The sequence below is a fragment of the [Micrococcus luteus] ATCC 49442 genome, from assembly GCF_010367585.1.
Lineage (GTDB): Bacteria > Actinomycetota > Actinomycetes > Actinomycetales > Micrococcaceae > Arthrobacter > Arthrobacter luteus_A.
Genome location: NZ_JAAAXP010000001.1, coordinates 2138832 through 2157270, shown reverse-complemented (window position 1 = coordinate 2157270; position 18439 = coordinate 2138832). Strand labels below are relative to the sequence as shown.

General features: G+C 63.3%; 14 protein-coding genes and 1 pseudogene. 4 read left to right on the top strand and 11 right to left on the bottom strand.

Features of this window, described 5'->3' with window-relative positions:
- The first annotated feature begins 509 nt into the window (after positions 1-509).
- The 3 genes from GUV69_RS09630 to GUV69_RS09620 all read left to right on the top strand — a co-directional run bounded on the left by GUV69_RS09630 (position 510) and on the right by GUV69_RS09620 (position 4766).
- A complete protein-coding gene (locus tag GUV69_RS09630; RefSeq protein ID WP_348272253.1) occupies positions 510-3629 on the top strand; it encodes an AfsR/SARP family transcriptional regulator in 3120 nt (1039 codons plus the stop codon).
- A gap of 579 nt (positions 3630-4208) precedes the next feature.
- Positions 4209-4379 carry a hypothetical protein gene (locus GUV69_RS09625; RefSeq protein WP_164201814.1) on the top strand — a complete coding sequence of 57 codons (171 nt, stop codon included), beginning with the start codon at positions 4209-4211 and terminating at the stop codon, positions 4377-4379.
- A gap of 9 nt (positions 4380-4388) precedes the next feature.
- The gene (locus GUV69_RS09620) at positions 4389-4766 is read left to right on the top strand and encodes a hypothetical protein (protein ID WP_164201812.1); all 378 of its coding nucleotides are present in this window, start codon (positions 4389-4391) and stop codon (positions 4764-4766) included.
- Here the strand turns inward: GUV69_RS09620 and GUV69_RS09615 are convergent.
- The 9 genes and pseudogenes from GUV69_RS09615 to GUV69_RS09570 form a co-directional block, all read right to left on the bottom strand.
- A complete protein-coding gene (locus GUV69_RS09615) occupies positions 4759-6411 on the bottom strand; it encodes an alpha-amylase family glycosyl hydrolase (protein ID WP_164201810.1) in 1653 nt (550 codons plus the stop codon). The genes GUV69_RS09620 and GUV69_RS09615 overlap by 8 nt on opposite strands.
- Positions 6412-6478: 67 nt before the next feature.
- The gene (locus GUV69_RS09610; protein ID WP_164201808.1) at positions 6479-7435 is read right to left on the bottom strand and encodes a lipid kinase; all 957 of its coding nucleotides are present in this window, start codon (positions 7433-7435) and stop codon (positions 6479-6481) included.
- Positions 7432-7686: a hypothetical protein gene (locus tag GUV69_RS23005; RefSeq protein WP_208786622.1), complete on the bottom strand. Its 255-nt coding sequence runs from the start codon at positions 7684-7686 to the stop codon at positions 7432-7434. The genes GUV69_RS09610 and GUV69_RS23005 overlap by 4 nt, the downstream gene beginning before the upstream one ends.
- A 755-nt stretch (positions 7687-8441) precedes the next feature.
- On the bottom strand, positions 8442-8810 hold the full coding sequence (locus GUV69_RS23640) for a fumarylacetoacetate hydrolase family protein (RefSeq protein ID WP_164201806.1): 369 nt from the start codon (positions 8808-8810) through the stop codon (positions 8442-8444).
- Positions 8755-9015: pseudogene (locus GUV69_RS09590) on the bottom strand (aldolase/citrate lyase family protein); the annotation flags it as partial. The gene GUV69_RS23640 and the pseudogene GUV69_RS09590, both read right to left, overlap by 56 nt.
- A gap of 35 nt (positions 9016-9050) precedes the next feature.
- Complete coding sequence (locus GUV69_RS09585) at positions 9051-9206, bottom strand: hypothetical protein (protein WP_164201804.1); 156 nt, start codon at positions 9204-9206, stop codon at positions 9051-9053.
- 78 nt (positions 9207-9284) lie between these two features.
- On the bottom strand, positions 9285-11405 hold the full coding sequence (locus GUV69_RS23635; RefSeq protein ID WP_280113739.1) for a tartrate dehydrogenase: 2121 nt from the start codon (positions 11403-11405) through the stop codon (positions 9285-9287).
- A 47-nt stretch (positions 11406-11452) separates the two neighbouring features.
- Positions 11453-12823 carry a cation:dicarboxylate symporter family transporter gene (locus GUV69_RS09575; RefSeq protein ID WP_164201802.1) on the bottom strand — a complete coding sequence of 457 codons (1371 nt, stop codon included), beginning with the start codon at positions 12821-12823 and terminating at the stop codon, positions 11453-11455.
- A 91-nt stretch (positions 12824-12914) separates the two neighbouring features.
- Positions 12915-14081: a mandelate racemase/muconate lactonizing enzyme family protein gene (locus tag GUV69_RS09570; RefSeq protein WP_164201800.1), complete on the bottom strand. Its 1167-nt coding sequence runs from the start codon at positions 14079-14081 to the stop codon at positions 12915-12917.
- 234 nt (positions 14082-14315) lie between these two features.
- Here GUV69_RS09570 and GUV69_RS09565 point away from each other — a divergent pair, with 234 nt between their 5' ends.
- Positions 14316-15017 (top strand): GntR family transcriptional regulator, encoded by a 702-nt coding sequence (locus GUV69_RS09565; RefSeq protein WP_164201798.1) that lies wholly within the window; start codon positions 14316-14318, stop codon positions 15015-15017.
- Positions 15018-15578: 561 nt separating this feature from the next.
- Here the strand turns inward: GUV69_RS09565 and GUV69_RS09560 are convergent.
- Positions 15579-16112: a hypothetical protein gene (locus GUV69_RS09560; protein ID WP_164201796.1), complete on the bottom strand. Its 534-nt coding sequence runs from the start codon at positions 16110-16112 to the stop codon at positions 15579-15581.
- Between the two features lie 1116 nt (positions 16113-17228).
- A complete protein-coding gene (locus GUV69_RS09555) occupies positions 17229-18233 on the bottom strand; it encodes a bile acid:sodium symporter family protein (RefSeq protein WP_164201794.1) in 1005 nt (334 codons plus the stop codon).
- Between the last annotated feature and the right edge of the window lie 206 nt (positions 18234-18439).

Genomic DNA, 18439 nt, shown 5'->3' with positions numbered 1-18439 from the left:
GGGGATGGTTGTTAATCCAGGCAGTCCGGCCAAATTTCCTGGCCCCAGATCTGGCGGTAATCGTCAGTCAGTGTGGAGGGTTCCAGCGCGTGGGTTGCTGCAAGTCCCGTGTTGTTCGCGTGTGCTTGAATCCGCTGACTGTTGCGGATCCTGCATGCTTCTCTTCGCTTCATTATCAGGATCCCCTCTAGATCGTTAGGTTTGGTTTGTTGGTGGTGCTCTTGGATCGGCTATTGCTGGCTGCTGTGTATCTCGTGTTCTAAGAGTCGCGCGTTGGCCTTAATCGATCCTTAATTCCCGTGATCGGCCAAACCATCGGCACTGGTCCTTTCGGATGGTGCACGCCTGAACGATCGCGCCGCTGGCCGCCTTCATGCTTGCCTTCCGCTAACCTGTCGTGCCCGGATGGGGGCCTTGCTCTCGTGCTGTATGCAGCCTTTGCCAGTTGTCCAGGGAAGTTGCTGCCGCCCCGAAGCGGTGCCACTAGACCCACTGTGTGCCGCAGAGGCATGATAGGGACGAACCGGCAAGACCTTCAGACTCCCGAGCGGCTGTCTGGGCAGCTGCTGCTGGGTGGGCGTCGCCACATGGACATGCTTCGCGAGACCGGGGTTGGAAGGGTCTGGGGAGCGGTCGGTGAGGAGCGTTGTGCTGTGAGTGCACTTTGGATACGGGCCCTTGGCCCGCTGGAGGTCGTCGTTGGCGGGGTTCCGGTCGCCGTCGGTGCTGCTCAGCAGCGGGTTGTGTTGGAGTGTCTGGCTCTGCGGGCAAACTCGGTTGTGACATCTGATTTCTTGGTTCAGGCTCTTTGGGCCGAGCATCCTCCGACTAAACCGGGCCCCCAGTTGCAGGTGTATGTCGCGAATCTGCGTCGCATGTTGGATCCTGATCGATCGAAGGGCGTGGCGTCCCAGCGGTTGGCCAGCAGGTCGGGCGGTTATGTGTTGGCTGTCATGGAGGAGGAGCTTGATCTCCTGCAGTTCCGTGAGCAGGTGGCCGCCGGTGAGCTGGCGGTGCAGGCTGGGGATCTGGTTGGAGGGGCGGATTCGCTTCGCCGGGCCGTGGAGCTCTTCAGGGGGCAGGTATTTCCTGAACTGGCGGACATCGAATTGTTTCGGCCGGAGCTGGACGAGTTGGAGGAGTCCCGGCTGGACGTCTACCAGAACCTGGTTGAGGTTGAGCTCGCACTGGGTCGACATGAAACGCTGGTGACTGAGTTGCAGTCGTTGGTGGTTCAGCAACCGTACCGGGAGCGCCTGTGGGCCTCGCTCGTGCTTGCCTTGTACCGCTCTGAACGTCAGGCGAATGCCCTGGCGGCCTGCCGTGAGGCGCGCCAGGTTTTCACAGAGGAACTGGGAATTGACCCCGGTCCACGCCTGCAACAGTTGGAACGGTTGGTCCTACGACAGGATCCCTCGCTTGCGGCTCCTGTCCCTGAGGGTCATCGCCGGATCAGGCAACGGCTGGACAACCTTCCGGCAGAACTCACGCCAATGGTTGGCCGTGATGCCGAATTAGCTGAATTGTGCTCTTTGTATGTCGCCGACGGCTGCAGGTTGGTAACCGTAACGGGTCCGGGTGGGACAGGTAAGACCCGTCTTGCATTAGCGGCTGCGAGACAGCTCAGTAACCGAACGACCGACGGTGTTTGTTGGGTCGACCTCGGCTCGCTCACTCAGATTCAGCAAGTGCCTTCTGCGATATCGTCCGGGCTCGGCTTGGAGGACGTGGCAGGCAGTGACCCGCTGAAGGTCGTGATTCGCTTCCTGCGCTCCCGTCGGCTGTTGTTGGTCCTGGACAACTTCGAGCACTTGGAGGAGGCGTGGCCGGTTGTGCTGGACATGCTCACCGCCGCACCCGAGCTATGGATCCTGACAACGAGCCGACGACCCCTCGGACTGCGCGCCGAGTACGAATACGAGCTCGCGCCGTTGGCTCTGCCTCCCCTCGATCCACCGCTGCCTCCGCGTCTGCTGCAGGATGTGCCAGCCGTGAAACTCTTTCTGACCCGCGGCCGGGCGGTCCGTCCGAAGTTCAATCTCAACGACACTAATGCTGCTGTGGTGACCCGGATTTGTCACCGCTTGGACGGTCTTCCTCTCGCGATCGAACTGGCGGCAGCCCAATTGCGCCATCGTAGCGAGGACGCACTTCTGCATGATCTGGAAGACAGTCTTGCCGCCATGCCTGCAGCCTTCCGCGATCTTCCAGATCGGCAGCGAACCCTCACGGCTACGATCGCGTGGAGTTACCACCTGCTCGGTGAGGGTGAGCGGGAACTTTTCGATCAGCTTGGCGTTTTCGTTGCTGACCCGACGGTGACGGCGGTCAGCTACATCCGCGGATCAGCTTCCGATGAAGAGGCCGCTGAGGGCTTGCTGACAGGACTCGCACGCCATAGCCTGCTACGCCGATACACCGATGAAGCAGGAGCAGACAGGGTATCGATGTTGCAGTCGATCCGGGAGTTCGCGCGTAACCACCTCAGGTCACTCGGCGATGCTGCACTGGTGCGGCGTCGGCATGCCGAGTTCTACCTCGGTCTTGCCGAGGCTTTAAGCCCTCAATTGTGGACGCCGGGTCAAGTGCGCGCCTTCCGGTTGCTGCATGCCGATGCGGCGGATCTGCGGGGAGCACTGGCGTGGGCGGCAGGACCGGACGGCTCGGCTAATTTGGCGCTAAGGTTGGTCGGAACTCTGTGGCATTACTGGGAGCTGACAGAGGACGTGGCCGAGCAGTGCGGGATCGCCCTCAAGCTGCTCACCGACACGCCGGACGCTGCACCTTCCCTCAAAGCCCCGGCGCTCAGTGGAACGGCCACACTATGCTGGGTCCTCGGCCGCCACGATGAGGCGACCGATCTCCATCGTCGTGCGCTTCAGACCTTCCAGGCCGCCGGTAACGACCAAGGCGTCGCATGGAGCACGTTGTGTCTGGCGGTGCAGGCCTCGGAACGCAATGATCCAGACCCAGCCACCGCTCAACTACTAGCTGAAAGAGCACTGTCCTCACCACAAGCCAGCGCCCTCACCCGCGTAGCCGCTTTGATTCTTCTGAGTCGGATAGCGCACTACGCCGGCGACCATGCCCGAGCCCTTGACCTTTGCCAACAGAGCGTCGCGCTTGCCCGGCTGCTCGGTGACCGGTGGCTTCTGGGAATAGTCTCAACGAACTTAGCCGAGAGCATGGAACAGGCGGGCGACTACGACACTGCAGAACAGCTGCTCTATGAGGCGGTCGGTGCAGGAATTGAGCTTGGTGCCCAGGGCCACGTCACCGGCTTCCTCGAGTCACTGGCCGGTGTCTTCGTCGCACAGCACCGCGTCGAACAAGCCATTCGCGTGCTCGCGGCTGTCGACGCATACCGCACGGACCGGGGACTTCCGCTCAACACCCCAGAACGCCGACTCGTCGAATCAGTCATCACCCAGGCGCGCACCGATGCCGGTCCGATCCGCTTCGGCCTAGCCTGGGCCGGTGGACAGGCGCTGACACTCACCCAAATTGTCCGTGAAGTGCTCCGACCCAACCAGGAGAACAGCCAGCAGGAACCCGCTACGAATCAGCAAATTCCATCAGCCCACAACGAGTCCACCGTCCGTGCCCCTAATGGGGCGCCGTGGTCCTAACCAATAGCCAGCGAACGAGCAGAAACGCCGGAGACCGGGGAATTCCGCGACGGCCATTCTCAGGGCTGGCCAGATCTGCTGAAGGATCGCGAGATTGCCTGGATGGGGTAAGCCGTCAGCCGGATAATCCCGGCGACAATTAGAATAATCCCCACCGTGGTCAGCTGCGCTATGAACATCACCAGTGCCTCCACCAACGGGATTACCCCATAAGTAAGTTAGAGCACGTAATACACGGTTCGAGGAGAAGTCGCACGCACCGAATACGAAGTGGGCAAGGCCTTCAGCTGATGTCAGGCAGCCCCTGTTTATTCTCTGGGGCATCCCCTTTGTTCTGCTCGGCCTCTACGTTCGCCCGTGCAGACGATCGCCCGCGAAGTGGTCAGCCCGTAGACCGTTGCGAGCTTCCGCCTCCTTTTGACAATGAAACGGCCGAAGATGAAGTAGATCAGTAGCGGATTCCCCTGTCGCCGACATGCCAACGAAAATGGACAGGTCCCGGGACCGGCTGTTAAGGGCCCTGGACCAGGCCCGGCCCGGATGAGTCGCACTACAGATCGCCCCCACATCAGGGAGGCAGTGAAAAACTGGGTCCGGCGGCATCCGTACCTGGCACTCTCGCTTGGGTACGTCCTCTTTTTCGTGGTAACCGCTGCCATCTGGCTCGTCGTGGACCCGGACGACCCGGTGGACGCCCTGTTCACCGCCTTCTTTTACACTTTGGTTTACTGGCTTTTGGCACTGTTCTAGATTCGAAATATGCGCAAGACCAAGCATCGGCTCGACGAACACGGCCGGTTCAGGGTATTCATCCGCTACCCAGACTCTCTTCCAGGTTCCCTCAGCGGCATCTGGAACCAGGGCATCGCAACTCCCGGCGCCGGGTCTATCCGGTTCCAGCCTGCTGTTTACGACAACCTGGAGCCGTCAGGGCGGGCAACTGATTTCGAGGTGCAGGAAGTTTTTCCGGAGCGCCGGAAAGTCAGCGGCAAGGAGCGCAAATACCCGCCGGCGTACGGGTTCCACGCCATGACCCTGATGACGAACGGGGGCAAGGTTGAGTTGGCCGCGAGCCCGGAGTCGCTGGACAGGCTTGCAGAAGTCCTAGGGTCAGGTCCTTCGCAGCCTCCTAGCTGAGCAGCACCCACGCAGCATTGTCCGGCTGCAGCCAACCGTCCGATTCCAGCGGCATCGCCGTGGCCAGCACCGTCCCCACGGGCAGCCGCACCGGCTCGGTACCCATCGCCACGGCCACCACGAACCGCGGGCTGCGCTCGCAGATCAGCAGGTTCCCGTCCTCGACGCGCCAGCTGCCGCCGTCGTCCGCGGTGAACACGCCCTGCTCCCACAACTCGCGGCGGAGTCCGACGGCGGCAGTCACCAGCGCCAGCATGGAACCGGGGTCCTGCTGCTGGGTTTCAACCGCGTACTGCCCCCAGCCCTCAGGCTGCGGCAGCCACGGGGCCGACGCCGACGGCACCAACGAAAAGCCGTGGTGCCACGACGAAGACTCAGTCCACGGCAGCGGGACGCGGGCGCCGTCGCGGGTGATGCCGCCGCGGGCCCACATGGGATCCACGCGGGCCTCCACCGGGACGTCCACTTCGGGCAGCCCAAGCTCCTGTCCCTGGTAGATGTAGGCGGCACCGGGCAGTCCGAGCAGCGCCAACACCGCGGCCCGCGCGCGTCGCGCACCAACGTCCCCGCCGCCAAACCGCGTCACGGAGCGGACAATGTCGTGGTTCTCCAGCGCCCAGCTGGGGGAGGCGCCATGGAGCAAACGGGCAGCCTCCAGTTCCGCCCCGACGGCAGCCCATGACGCAGGATCCCAGCCGAGCTTCACGAAAGCGAAGGCGAACGCCTGGTGCATCTCGTCGGCGCGGGTGTAGCGGGCGGCGCGAGCCGGTTCCAGGTTGACCTCGCCCACCAGCAGGCGGTGCGGCTGGTACTTCTCGGCGAGGGTCCGCCAGCGCCGGTACACGTCGTGGACGTCCTCCTGGTCGGAAACCAGCGGGTTGGACCGCAGGCCGTCCACGACGGCGGTGGCGGACGGTGCGTCCGGCAGGCCGTCCGCCTTGAAGAGGGCATGCGCGACGTCTATCCGGAGGCCGTCCACGCCCTTGTCGAACCAGAAGCGGAGCACGCCCTCGAAGTAGTCGCCCACCGCCGGGTTCCGCCAGTTCCAGTCCGGCTGCCCGGGGGAGAACAGGTGCAGGTACCACTCGGTGTCAGTGCCCGAATCCGGGGAAGCGCGGGACCAGGCCCGGCCGCCGAAGACGCTCTGCCAGTTGTTGGGCGGTAGGTCGCTCACTGACCCGGGGCCGGAGCTGCGGCCTTCAACGAAGTGGAACATGTCCCGCTCCGGCGAGCCCGGACCCGCCGCCACAGCACCCTGGAACAGCGGGTGGTCCGAGGAGCAGTGGTTGGGGACGACATCGAGCAGGATCCGAAGCCCCAGCGAGTGGGCGAGCTCCAAGAGAGAATCAAACTCAGCCATGGTGCCGAACAGCGGGTCCACGCCGCAGTAGTCGCTGACGTCGTAACCCTGGTCCACCTGCGGCGAGGGCTGGAACGGCGTCATCCAGACCCCGTCCACACCCAGCGACGCGATGTACGGCAGGCGTGCGGCCAGCCCGGCGAGGTCGCCCACGCCGTCGCCGTTGCCGTCCGCGAAGGAGCGCGGATACACCTGGTAGATCACGGCGGAGTCCCACCACTGCCCGGTGACCGGACCTGAAACGCGGCCGCCGCCGTCGTACGCTTTCCGGAGTGAACCGCTCATTTGCCTGCTCCCGCGGTGAGGCCTTCCACGATGCGGCGCTGGAAGACCAGCACCATGATCACCAGCGTCAAAGGGGCGGCCAGTTCGCGGCGCCCGGCCCGTCGAACAGCGCGCTGGTGCTGCTCTGCGGCACTACCACGTGGACGGCGTTGCGCTGGATGGTGAAGTCGGCCAGCGTGGTGGTGGCGATCTCGCCGTCGAGGTTTACCGGCATCGGCGGCGCGGTGACCACCCGGACGCTTCGGCTGGTCAGGTGGTGCACCCGGTCGTGTTTGATGAAGCTGCCGTCTTTGAGCAGCCGCGCGATGCTCACATGCTCCCGGAGCGGGCCGGCCACGATGGCGTAGATATCAAGGATGTGGTCATCGATTCCGGCGGTGGGGGAGACCGTGTTGCCGCCGCCGTAGTGCCGGCCGTTGCCGACGGCCACCTGAAGCAGGTCCTCGAGCTCCAGCGGCTCGTGGTCCCCGTCGGGGAACTCGAGGCGGGCGCGGAACGGCTTGTGCCGGGTATAGGCCAGGATCGTGGCGATGCTGTACGCCAAGGGCCCGATGTACCGCTTCAGCCGGGGGCTCAGGGCCTCGGTTACAGACACCGACAGGCCCACCGACGCGACGTTGAGGAACGGCTCGCCGTTGGCCCGGCCGAGGTCGATATCCACCACCTTCCCTTCCGCGATAGTGGCGCACGCCGCGGCAAGGTTGGTCGGTATCTCCAGCGTGCGGGCGAAGTCGTTGGCGGTGCCCAGCGGCAGAACGCCGAGCACAACGTTCGTGCCGGCAACCCGGCCGGCGGCGTAGGACACGGTCCCGTCGCCGCCGCCGACAACCACCAGATCGTGCCCGTCCGCGAGCACCCGGTCAAGGGTCCCGGCCAGGTCCGCCCCCGACAGCACGGGGTGCACGGCGGAGATCGGCACGCCTGCCTTTTGCATCGTGTCCACGGCAAGTTCGTGGGCCGCCCCGCGGCGTGATCCGGCGTTGATCACAACGGCGGCAGAGCGGGCGTCGCGGGCAGCTTTCATGAGGGCCATGGTAGGGCGTGGACCTGTGGGTTTCCTATGGCAGCGGCTGAAGCGTACGACGGCGGCGCGAGAGTTCCAGCGGCAGGAACCTGCGTGCGGGGGAGCCCAAGGTAGCGTGGCACCTTGTCCGCGTAGTCCGGGTAGGACTGCGGAAACAGCCGGGCGAGCCGGGCCTCTTCCTCGAGGACAAACCGGTGCTCAAACAGTAGCTCGCGCGGAAGCAGCACGAGGACCCAGGCGGAGCCGGCCAACGTGCCTGTACCGGGCTGAATGAGCCACCGGTTTCGTACTAGGAGTCGTGTGCACTCGCTGCCGCGGAATACCGGCCGTCGCGTTGCACGGTCCGGTTCTTTGGAACTGTCAGGAGGAGTCCGTCGAGGTCCTCCAGGGATTCGGGCATCCGGGCAGCCAACCGTCCGCGACCCAAGCATCCCGTGGAGAGATACCAAGTTCGCTGTGGGTCCGGTCGTTGTAGGCGGCGACGAAGCTTCCGATGGCGCGATCCAGTCCCGGGAGGTCGAGCGCGGGGCGTGGTTTCCTGTTCCCGGGCCCAAGGTGTCCGGGGCGGGTGGGGAGAACTTCGGTGTTTATGGTCCCGAAGAACCGTTCGATCATTCCTCTGCTCTGGGGACGGCCGATGGTCGAGTACACAGAGCGCACGGGCGTAATCGTCCGTCACTGTCGTCAGCCATGGCCGGTCAGGTTTCCCGGTGGCGCCGCTAATCAGGATGTCGAGTTGGGTGTGGTCCGCTTGCCATATCTGGTTGGGCCGGTCGGCGCGGCGGCGGGAGGACAAGTTCGTGCCGATCCCGATAGGATGCGGGACCTTCGAGAGCCAGGGTCACCAGGGCAGAGCCTAGTGCCTGAACGATCTCGCGGACAACGGAGTAGCTCGGCGCCAACGTTGAAGAGTGCGGGTGCTAATCCCGGTTTTCACGGGCGAGGGCAGCAAGGGGAACCTGGTCCTCGACGTGAAGTCGAAGGACTCTCCAGCGCTCTTCGCCGGTCAGGAACACCTACATCGTGATACCGCCCGGACGGTGTTGGTGATGCTGCCGACTCCTTCCAGAGTCACGGTGATGGTGTCGCCGTCTTTGAGGAACAGTTGGGGGTCTCGGCGGTATCCGACTCCGGAGGGTGTGGCGGTGAGGAGGACGTCCCCGGGCTCCAGTGTGGTGAATTCGGAGATGGTGGCGATGAGTGTGGGGATGCTGAAGATCAGGTGGGAGAGGTCCGATTTTTGTTCGACTTCCCCGTTTAGGGTTGTGCTGATGGCGGCGTTGCTGATGTCGGTTTCTTCCGGATGCGGCGGCCTGTCTTGCCGATGCGTCGTTGATCCGGACCCAGGCCTTGCCGCCGCCGGACAGCCAGTCAATGACGTTTCCTCGGGCTTGGTCCTTCTGCGACGGGTCCACGGCGTCTTCGATGTCCAGGATGATGGAGTCAGCACGGGAAACGGCGGACTGGTCAAACAGTTCGGTTTTCATCGCGTTGACCAGAAGCCGGGAACGGGCGATTTCAGCTGGGATGTGGCGCTCGAGGATGAAGGTGTGGAAGGGGTCTTCGGTACGTTGGGTCATGTGGGTGGACTGCGTCATGGGGTCTCCGTGCTGGCCTAGTTGGGTGCGGGTGCTGTGGGTGTCGTCCAGCAGAAGAGCCCTTCTTCGGCTTCGTCCGGTTCGGCCCACACTTCGTTCCCGTGTGCGGCTTCGTACATGGTGCGTGGTTGGGCCGCCTCGCCTGCGATCCAGAGCGCTGTGGAGTCGGCCATGGCTTCATCGACGGTTCCCGTGCGGATGATGTGGCCGTGCTGGCGGATCTGGACGGTCGCTCCGATCAGCTGGTGGGGTCATGGTGCGGTCAGGGCTGTGGCCACTGCTTTGCCGAGCGTCTCTGTGGTGGCGTTGCCGCCCATGTCGGGCGTTAGTGCTTGGTGTCCTTGGGCAAGGACCGTTTCCATGGCGGTGGTGATGGCGGCCGCGGCTTGGGGTTCTGCGAGGTGGTCGAGCATCATGGCGGCGCACCAGATTTGTCCGATGGGGTTGGCGATGCCTTTGCCGGCGATGTCCGGGGCGGAGCCGTGGACGGGTTCAAAGAGGCTGGGGAATTTGCGTTCGGGGTTGATGTTGCCGCTGGGGGCGATGCCGATGGTTCCGGTGCAGGCCGGGCCGAGGTCGGAGAGGATGTCGCCGAAGAGGTTGCTGGCGACTACTACGTCGAACCAGTCCGGGTGCATGACGAAGTTAGCGGCCAGGATGTCGATGTGGTATTTGTCTACGTTGACGTCGCTGAAGTGCTTGGCCATTTCCTGGACGCGTTCGTCCCAGTAGGGCATGGTGATGGAGATGCCGTTGCTCTTGGTTGCGGAGGTCAGGTGCTTCTTGGGCCGGCTCTGTGCCAGGTCGAAGGCGTACTTGAGGATCCGGTCCACGCCGGTGCGGGTCATGACGGTTTCCTGCATGACGGTTTCGCGGTCGGTGCCTTCGAAGATTTTCCCGCCGATGCTTGAGTATTCGCCTTCGGTGTTTTCGCGCACGACGTAGAAATCGACATCGCCCGGGACCCGGCCGGTCAGGGGGCTGGGCACGCCGGGCAGGAGTTTGACCGGGCGGAGGCTGACGTACTGGTCGAAGTGGCGGCGGAACTGCAGGAGACTGCCCCAGAGCGAGACGTGATCGGGGACGACCCCTGGCCAGCCGACGGCGCCGAAGAAGATGGAATCGAACTGGTTCAGCTGGTCGAACCAGCCGTCAGGCAGCATTTTCCCGTGCCGGGTGTAGTAGTCGGCCGAGGCGTAATCGAAGTGCTCGTATGTGAGGTTGAGATCAAAGGCTGCGGCTGCGGCGTCCAGGACGCGCAGTCCTTCGGGCACGACTTCGGTGCCGATTCCGTCGCCGGGAATGACTGCGATGCGGTGGGGTGTCGACATCAGGATCCTTCTTCGTCTGTGTTGGTGTGTGGGGTTAGCGGTCGACCGGGTGTGCCGGTTTACGGTTTTCGAGGACGTCGATGACGGCGTGCGCGGCCGCCAGCCCGGCGCGGGTGCGTGCCTGGATCGTTTGTCCGGCGAGGTGGGAGGTGATGAGCAGGTTGTCCAGGCCTCGGAGGGGGCTGTCGCTGGGCAGGGGTTCGCTCTCGAGCACGCGGCGCCGGCGATGGTGCTGTCGCAGAGTGCCTTGGCCAGGGCTTCTTCATTGACGAGTGAGCCGCGGGCGGTGTTGATGAGGACGGCTGTGGGTTTCATCGTGTTCAGCCGGGGCCCGTCGATAAGCGGGCCAGTGCTCTGGCCTCCGCGGGTGTGCAGGCAGAGGTAGTCAGCGTCGCGGATCACGGTGTCGAGGTCGGCGAATTGGACCGCGGTGTTGCAGGGGTCGGGGTGGGCAGTGCTGACCAGGACGGTCATGCCGAGGGCGACCCCCAGGTTTGAGGTAGCGCGTCCGCTGGGGCCGTAGCCGATGATGCCCAGGGTGGAGCCGCGCAGTTCATGGCCAGCTTCCCGGGGCCAGTGTCCTTGGCGGACGGCGGTGGTGACCTCGCCGAGGCGGCGTGCGGCCATGATGATCAGGCCGATGGTCAGTTCGGCGACGGAGTGGTGGTTGGTTCCGGGGGCGTTGCAGACCCTGATTCCTTGTGCGGCCGCGGCCTGAATATCGATCGAGTCGTAGCCCACGCCGCTGCGGGCGATGACTTTCAGGGAGGCGGCGCCGGTGAGCATGTCGGCGGTGACCGGTTCGCTGGCGAGGATTGCTCCGGAGATGCCGTCGAACAGCGAGCGGCGTTCCTCCAGGGTCCGCGGGCCGCGGGTTGGCGAGTAGACCGGTTCCAGACCGTGTTCGCGCAGGAGCTGGTCAACGGAGTCTCCGGGGCGGAGGTAGTCGGTAGTGATCAGGATGCGGGCGGCCATGGTGCGGGTATTTTCCTCGTGTGATGGCGGGATGTGCTGCAGAAGCGGTGTCGGTTTGGGGTTCATGCGGGTCAGGGCCGCCGCGGTGTGCGGCGGCCCTGCGTGTTGCGGTGTTAGTGGGCGTCGACCTTGTCCGGTTCCACGACGGCCGGCTTTGATTCGAGTTCGTTCTTCTTCTGGCCATGGGCGTGCAGGGCTTTGCGGGCCTGTTCCGGGTCGTAGTCCTTTTCCCATTTGCCGACGACGACGGCTGCCATGACGTTCCCCAGGACGTTGATGAACACCCGGCCTTCGTTCAGGAGCCGGTCGATGCCGACGATGAGGGCGAGGGCGGCGAGCGGGATGCCGCCGACGGAGCTCAGGGTGCTGGCCAGGACGATGAACGCGCCGCCTGCGATTCCGGCGGTGCCCTTGCTGGTGAGCATCATGACGCCGACCATGACGAGCTGCTGTTCCCAGGAGAGGTCCATGCCGACGGCCTGGGCCAGGAATACGGAGGCCATGGTCAGGTAGACGGCGGAGCCGTCGAGGTTGAAGGAGAACCCGGACGGGATCACGATGCCGACGGTGGATTTGCCGACGCCCATGGCTTCGAGCTTCTTGATCAGCTGCGGAAGGACCGCTTCGCTGGAGCAGGTGCTCAGGGCGATCAGCAGTTCTGCCTTGAAGTAGCGCATCACCGTGAAGATGTTCAGTCCGCAGGTACGGGCGATAATGCCCAGAACCACGAGGACGTAGAGGATGCAGGTCGCAGTGAACAGCAGGACGAGATAACCGAGTTGCTGCAGGCTTTGGGTGCCGTAGTTGGCCACCACGGCTGCCAGTGCACCGAACGTTCCGATGGGGGCGAGGCGCATGACCCAGTTGACGATCTTGAAGATCACGGTGGACAGGGCCTGGATGCCCTTGGTGAGGAACGCTCCGGCTTCACCGGAGACATTCATGGCGGCGCCGAAGACGATGGAGACCATCAGCGCGGCGATGATGGTGTGGCCGGTCAGGGCACCGAACAGTGATTCGGGGATGATGTTGCTGACAAACTCGAGGCCGTCGAAGCCCTTGTTGGCGGCCGCGGGAACCTTGCTGGAGTCCAGCTGTGCCGGGTCAATGTTCATGCCGTCGCCGGGGCGGAAGACGTTGGCGACGACCAGACCGATCAGCATCGAGAGCAGCGACAGGGCGAGGAAGTAGCCCAGTGCCTTCACGCCAATGCGGCCAGCTTTGCGAAGGCTGTCCATCGAGGCGATGCCCAGGGACACGACGCAGAACACCACAGGGATCACGATCATTTTCACCAGGGCGATGAACCAGTCGCTGAGCGGGGTGAGCTGTTTACCGACGGCGGGCAGGATGAGGCCGACAGCGATGCCCAGGACGGCACCCAGGACAACTTGGAACCAGAGTTCGCGGATCAGCCGGCCGAACCGGGACCGCTGCTTGGGTGGTGCTGAATGTTGCGGGTTCTGCATGGTGTGGGACGACATCTTGGGTGCTCCTTTGCACTACGAACAGAGAAATAGGGAGGTGCGGTCCCGGGCAGGATCGCTGCCCGGGACCGGGGCACTACCGGATCGGTTAGTTGTGCAGTTCGCGCAGGACTTTGTAGAACTCGGCCTTGCCTTCGAGCCCGATGCCGGGCAGGTCACCCGGGGCCACGCGGCTGTTGACGATGACAGCGTCATCCGTGAAGCCGCCGGTGGGCTGGAACTCGCCCGGGTAGGACTCGTTGCCGCCAAGCTTGAGGGCTGCTGCGATGTGCAGGGAGAACTGGTGTCCGCCGTGCGGGATGCAGCGGCGCGAGGACCAGCCGTGCTGGGCGAGCATGTCCTGGATCCGGCGGTATTCGGTCAGGCCGTAGCTAAGGGCCGGGTCGACCTGGATGAAGTCGCGGTCAGGGCGCATCCCGCCGTAGCGGACCAGATTTCGTGCGTCCTGGAGGGAGAACAGGTTCTCTCCGGTGGCGATCGGGTTTTTGTAGTGCTCGGAGAGGGTGGCGTTCAGTGCGTAATCCAACGGGTCGCCGACTTCCTCGTACCAGAACAGGCCGTACTGGTCGATGGCTTTGCCGTATTCCAGCGCGGTTTCAAGGTCGAACTTGCCGTTGACGTCCACCATCAGGCGGGAAGCGTCGCCGTCGAGGACGTCGATCACGGCTTCGATGCGGCGGAGGTCTTCGGCCAGGTCCGCGCCGCCTATCTTCATTTTGACCACGTTGTAGCCCTTGGCGAGGAAGCCGCGCATTTCGTTCTGCAGGTCCTCGAGGCTCTTGCCCGGTGCGTAGTAGCCGCCGGCGGCGTAAACGAAGACGTCCTTGTCCGGGTTGCCGTCACCGTAGTGGTCCGAGATCCATCGGTAGAGCGGGACACCGGCGATCTTTGCAGCGAGGTCGTGCAGGGCCATGTCTGCGACGCCGACGGCGACCGAGCGTTCGCCGTGTCCGCCGGGCTTCTCGTTGGACATCATCAGGTCCCATGCCTTCTCCGGCGAGAGCTGGCCGTCCTCATCCAGAAGGTCCTCGGAGGGGGCATCCATGATGCGCGGCAGGATGCGGTCTTTCAGGATGCCCGTCGCGTTGTAGCGGCCGTTGGAGTTGAAGCCGTAGCCGACCAGGGGCTTGCCGTCGACGAACACGTCAGAGACGAGCGCGATGATCGTGCAGTCCATCTTGGTGAAGTCAATGAACGCGTTCCGGATCGAGGAACTGATGGGGATGGTGCCGACGTGGGCGGAAACGATTTTCATCTTTGAACTCTCCTAATAGGTATCTTATTTCTTATAAGACTTGGTCAAAAGCTAGCCCCAGGTGACGAAAGGCACAAGCCATTTGAGCGAATATCTTATAAGACTTGGGCTTAAGGTTAGCCCGGGGTGAGGGGGAGCACAAGTCTTCTATGGGAACTTCTTATAAGATGTTTCCAAAGGCGATAGACTGTGAGCAACGGGGGCCGTACCTCGGTAAGAGATTCGGAGCAACAGATGAGCACCACGAACGTCTTTTCCAGTAAGGGCAGTCTGGCGTATAACGAACTCCGCCAGTTGATCCTCTCCGGCGACCTTGCCCCGGGCTCGCGCATCTCCCAGTACGAGCTGGCCGACAACATGCAGATGAGCATCACCCCGCTACGTGAAGCCATCCGCCGGCTCTCCAGCGAGGGCCTCATCATCATGGACACCCACAGAGATTCCAGGGTGGCCACCATGAGCGCTTCCGAAGCCCGGGAACTCCTCGAAGTCCGCCTCTCACTCGAACCATCGGCAACAGAACTGGCAGCCCTGCGCCGCACCGATGCCGACATCGCAGCGATGCACGCAGCAGCCGAGAAGCTCTTGCCTGTCACCCGGGTCTGGGGCGAGGAAGCGATCACGGTGCACCGGGAATTCCACCGGGCCGTCTACGCTGCCTCCCACAACGACGTCATGATCAAGCTCCTGGATGACCTGTGGGACAAATCCGACCGCTACCGCCGCATCGGCCTCGAACTCCCCTCCGGGGATGAGCCCCGCACAATCGACCTGAACCAGCACCACCAGATACTCGAGCTCGTCGTCGCCGGGGACGGCGCCGGTGCGGCCGAACTCGCCCGCACCCACATCGCCAACAGCCTCACAGCTTCAGTAACCGGAGCCCTGGAAGAACGCGAAAACGTCCAGTCAGTGCCCCTGGAGAAAACCGCCTAGTACCGCCAACTTCACTCCGACCACCAGGACCGGCCGCTGCAGCGGAGCTGGTCCCGCAACGGCTATTTAGCCCGAACATCCATGGGACCGACGGCGCCGAACTCTCGTTCAATCGCGCCCTTCAGCGCCACAGCCAAGCAATTGACGAGTTCAAGGCCGTCCACCAGCAGTATCCCGTGCCTGTTCAATCGGGCGCCCTAAGTATGAGTATCTCAGGCTGATCCACCCGCGAGACGTTGCGAACAAGGCAAATCAACCTGTTCTTGAATTCCTTCGTCTTCGATAACGGCGGACTGGCCGTAGGGCACCGCCAAAGTACTGTCTTGGGATCCAGCGGGCTTCCCGACCGGCCCATCGGATGGCGTGCGGTCGCTTTTACAATGAGAGGAAGGCCCCGCCTGCTCAGGACGGTGTTCCACGGCAGCTGGCTGTGCTCCTAAATAGTTCGTTGCACCCAAACCGGGGCACTCCCAAGAGCCTCTCCCAGACCGGGAGGGGCTCTTTTGCTTTCCCTTACTACTGCCCTTGTACCTACTCTCACTATTGCCCCTGTACCTACCCTCAGATTCCAGGGCCGCCAGCATCAGTGTTTTGCAGAACCGCCTTCAACTCTGTAACCTCCGCCTCAATTTTCGGTCGATACCTGTCGAACCGGTGCACACGCCGCCAGACGACATACACATCCAAGGCGAGCTTGGCTGTGATGAGCAGGACAAGTGAACCTAAGACAGATCCGGTTAGGCCTACAGATGTGCTGAAAAGGTCCCGATCAAGGTCGAGGGGGCGGATGAAGCGCGTGACAGCGTACAGACCGTTGTTAAGTAGCCCCAGCAGATAGTCGGCAGCTGACTGCAGTATCCATAGAAACGTGACAAGCAGCAGGCGTCCTGAAACCAAGCTAACCAGCAGAACAGGATTCTGATGATAGTTCTCGGCCTCTTCTAGTCGCTTCGTGACTACTTTGAGGCGCGCTTGTGCTCGATTCCACGAAAGCTTCGCAGCCTTGGTCTTGAAGCCAAGTCCCTCGAAGATATAGTTACCCACAACACCGAGAACCAAGCCGATAAGTGCCCCAAACAGTTGATCTGGATTCACTCAATTTCCTTACTCGCGTCCCCCGCTGGTGAGCAGGCGGGAGAGTTCAACATGCGAAGAATGTCTCACTCTTGACCAAGTTTGGTCCCCTACAAGCGCGATGGAACGTGCGACGTCACCTGGCAGATTTCGACCCGGCCTGATCTGCCCGTCGGCCGGTGGCCGGCCACTAACAAGATTCCAGGAACCCAATGTCCGGCCCGTTCCCGCAGATAACGGCTTGCTCAGGCGTCTGCGCGGCCTTATCCAGCGCTTTTGAACCTTGCTGTTTATAGAAATCGTTGTATCAAGGCAGGTTGACAAACAGAGGATTCTCAATGAAGGACGCCTTGTCGTAAGGCCGGTTGTTGCTGCCCTTGGATGTTCAACGTAGGGGGCACAGTTCGTTCCAATCACCAGACGTATGCAGCTGGGGCACGCAGTTCTCACCGGCCGATCGGCGGGCCGCCTGAATCGGCGGTTCCGGGCGTCGATACGCTCCGAAGTCTCCACTCATCGTGTCGCCTTTCCTGTAAGGAACTGCAACTCAAGCATCCGGGGGGACACGTTACGGCGGCGTTACCGCACCAAATGTGGCCCACACATGCGGAACTGCCCCGACCTTGATGGGCCCTAAGAAGATGGCACCTCGCCAGTCCACTGCAGCGTGGATAAGGGCTGTGCCCAGAGGATGCTCGCTCTTCCCCGATTCCCGACGTTCTTTGGCAAGGAAGCCGCCGCCGATGTAGGCGCACATACCGCAGCGGGAGATGCCGGCACCTATCCGCGCTTCCCGCTCTCTTCCGCGAGCCGTGGTCGCTCGCTGTCGTCGTTTAGGAGGTGCACGTTGTGGAATTTGAGCAAGAGGCCCCTCTGGGTGCGGTGTAGGTTACCGGTGGGCTGAAAGCCTTCGTAGGCGCTCTCCCGCATTGTGGCAGTCACGATAGTCCTCGCCCCCGTTAGCTCGTCGATCGCGCGAGGAGGGCATCAAGGGCCATCTCGGCAACCACGGCCGGCGGCAAGGGAAGGTTGTCGTAAACCGCCTTCACGCGTCCCGACAGGGTGCGCCGAGAGCTGCCAAGGGCTGCCATGGTTTCAGGTACGCCGCGTGAGCCGCGGCGCAGTGCTGTGCGTCGGCTACTCGGTGACAGCCGCCGGAACCTTTTCGCCCTGGCTCGGAGCGGGAGTGCTTCGGCGCCGCCAGTAGGCCGCCAGCACGGCACCGGAAACGTTGTGCCACACGGAGAAGATGGCACCGGGGAGAGCCGCTTCAGGGGTCATATACGTCCGTGCCAGCCCTGCGGCCAGGCCGGAATTCTGCATACCCACCTCAATGGCGGTGGTACGCCGGGCAGGAACCGGCAGCCTGAAGAGGCGGGCCGCACCGTACCCGAGGGCATAGCCCAATCCGTTGTGCAGGATCACGGCCACCAGCACCAGCAGACCGGCGGAGAAAATGGCCTTTGCGCTTCCCGACACCACAGCGATGACCACGAAGGTGATGGCAATGACCGAGATCCACGGCAGGGCGGGCAGCGCCTTGTTGACGAGCCGGGGCAGGAAGAGGCGGATCACAAGTCCCAGCAGCACGGGCAACAGCACAATCTGGACAATGGACCACGCCATGGACCCCGCATCCACGGGCATGTACTGGCCGGCCAGCCAGAGTGCCAGCACCGGGGTCAGCAGGGGAGCGATGAGGGTGGAAACAGAGGTCATCGCCACGGACAGGGCTACATCGCCCTTGGCCAGGTAGGACACCACGTTCGAAGCGGTACCGCCCGGGCAGCAGCCCACCAGGATCACGCCCGCAGCCAGTGCCGGCGGCAGGGACAGCGCCATGGCTACCAGCCAGCCGAGGAACGGCATGATGGCGTACTGTGCCACCACGCCGATCACCACCGGAACGGGGCGTTTGGCAATGATGGCGAAGTCAGGCGGCGTGAGCGTCAGGCCCATGCCGAACATGATGATTCCCAGCAGCGGGTTGATCCAGGGGCTCAGGCCGCTGAAGGCAGCTGGAGCGGCAAGCGCCACGGCGCCTCCGGCCAGGATCAGCAGGGGGAACAGGGTGACGGCCACACGGGCGCTGCGTTCTTCGGCAGCGGAAGCCGCGGTGGAGGGTGCGGATGAGGAAGACATGCCTACCGGACTATCACAGTGAGAGTTCGGTTTCAGAATCAGCCGCAGTTGATGACGGGGCAAAAGTGCTGGTCAGCAGCTCTCTACGGTGCGGGGTGCCGTGCCGGAGGAAGCCGGGAACGGAGCACATCGACGACGTCGGCACCCGGGTGAGTGCCGCCGTCGCCCGTTGCCCAACGAGTGGTTACATGCCCGTCCCCTTCCCG

Coding starts and splice junctions, on each gene's coding strand:
- GUV69_RS09630 (WP_348272253.1), top strand. CDS start 510: ATGATAGGGACGAACCGGCAAGACCTTCAGACTCCCGAGCGGCTGTCT.
- GUV69_RS09620 (WP_164201812.1), top strand. CDS start 4,389: ATGCGCAAGACCAAGCATCGGCTCGACGAACACGGCCGGTTCAGGGTA.
- GUV69_RS09615 (WP_164201810.1), bottom strand. CDS start 6,411: ATGAGCGGTTCACTCCGGAAAGCGTACGACGGCGGCGGCCGCGTTTCA.
- GUV69_RS09610 (WP_164201808.1), bottom strand. CDS start 7,435: ATGAAAGCTGCCCGCGACGCCCGCTCTGCCGCCGTTGTGATCAACGCC.
- GUV69_RS09585 (WP_164201804.1), bottom strand. CDS start 9,206: ATGGCCGACTCCACAGCGCTCTGGATCGCAGGCGAGGCGGCCCAACCA.
- GUV69_RS23635 (WP_280113739.1), bottom strand. CDS start 11,405: ATGAACCCCAAACCGACACCGCTTCTGCAGCACATCCCGCCATCACAC.
- GUV69_RS09575 (WP_164201802.1), bottom strand. CDS start 12,823: ATGTCGTCCCACACCATGCAGAACCCGCAACATTCAGCACCACCCAAG.
- GUV69_RS09570 (WP_164201800.1), bottom strand. CDS start 14,081: ATGAAAATCGTTTCCGCCCACGTCGGCACCATCCCCATCAGTTCCTCG.
- GUV69_RS09565 (WP_164201798.1), top strand. CDS start 14,316: ATGAGCACCACGAACGTCTTTTCCAGTAAGGGCAGTCTGGCGTATAAC.
- GUV69_RS09555 (WP_164201794.1), bottom strand. CDS start 18,233: ATGTCTTCCTCATCCGCACCCTCCACCGCGGCTTCCGCTGCCGAAGAA.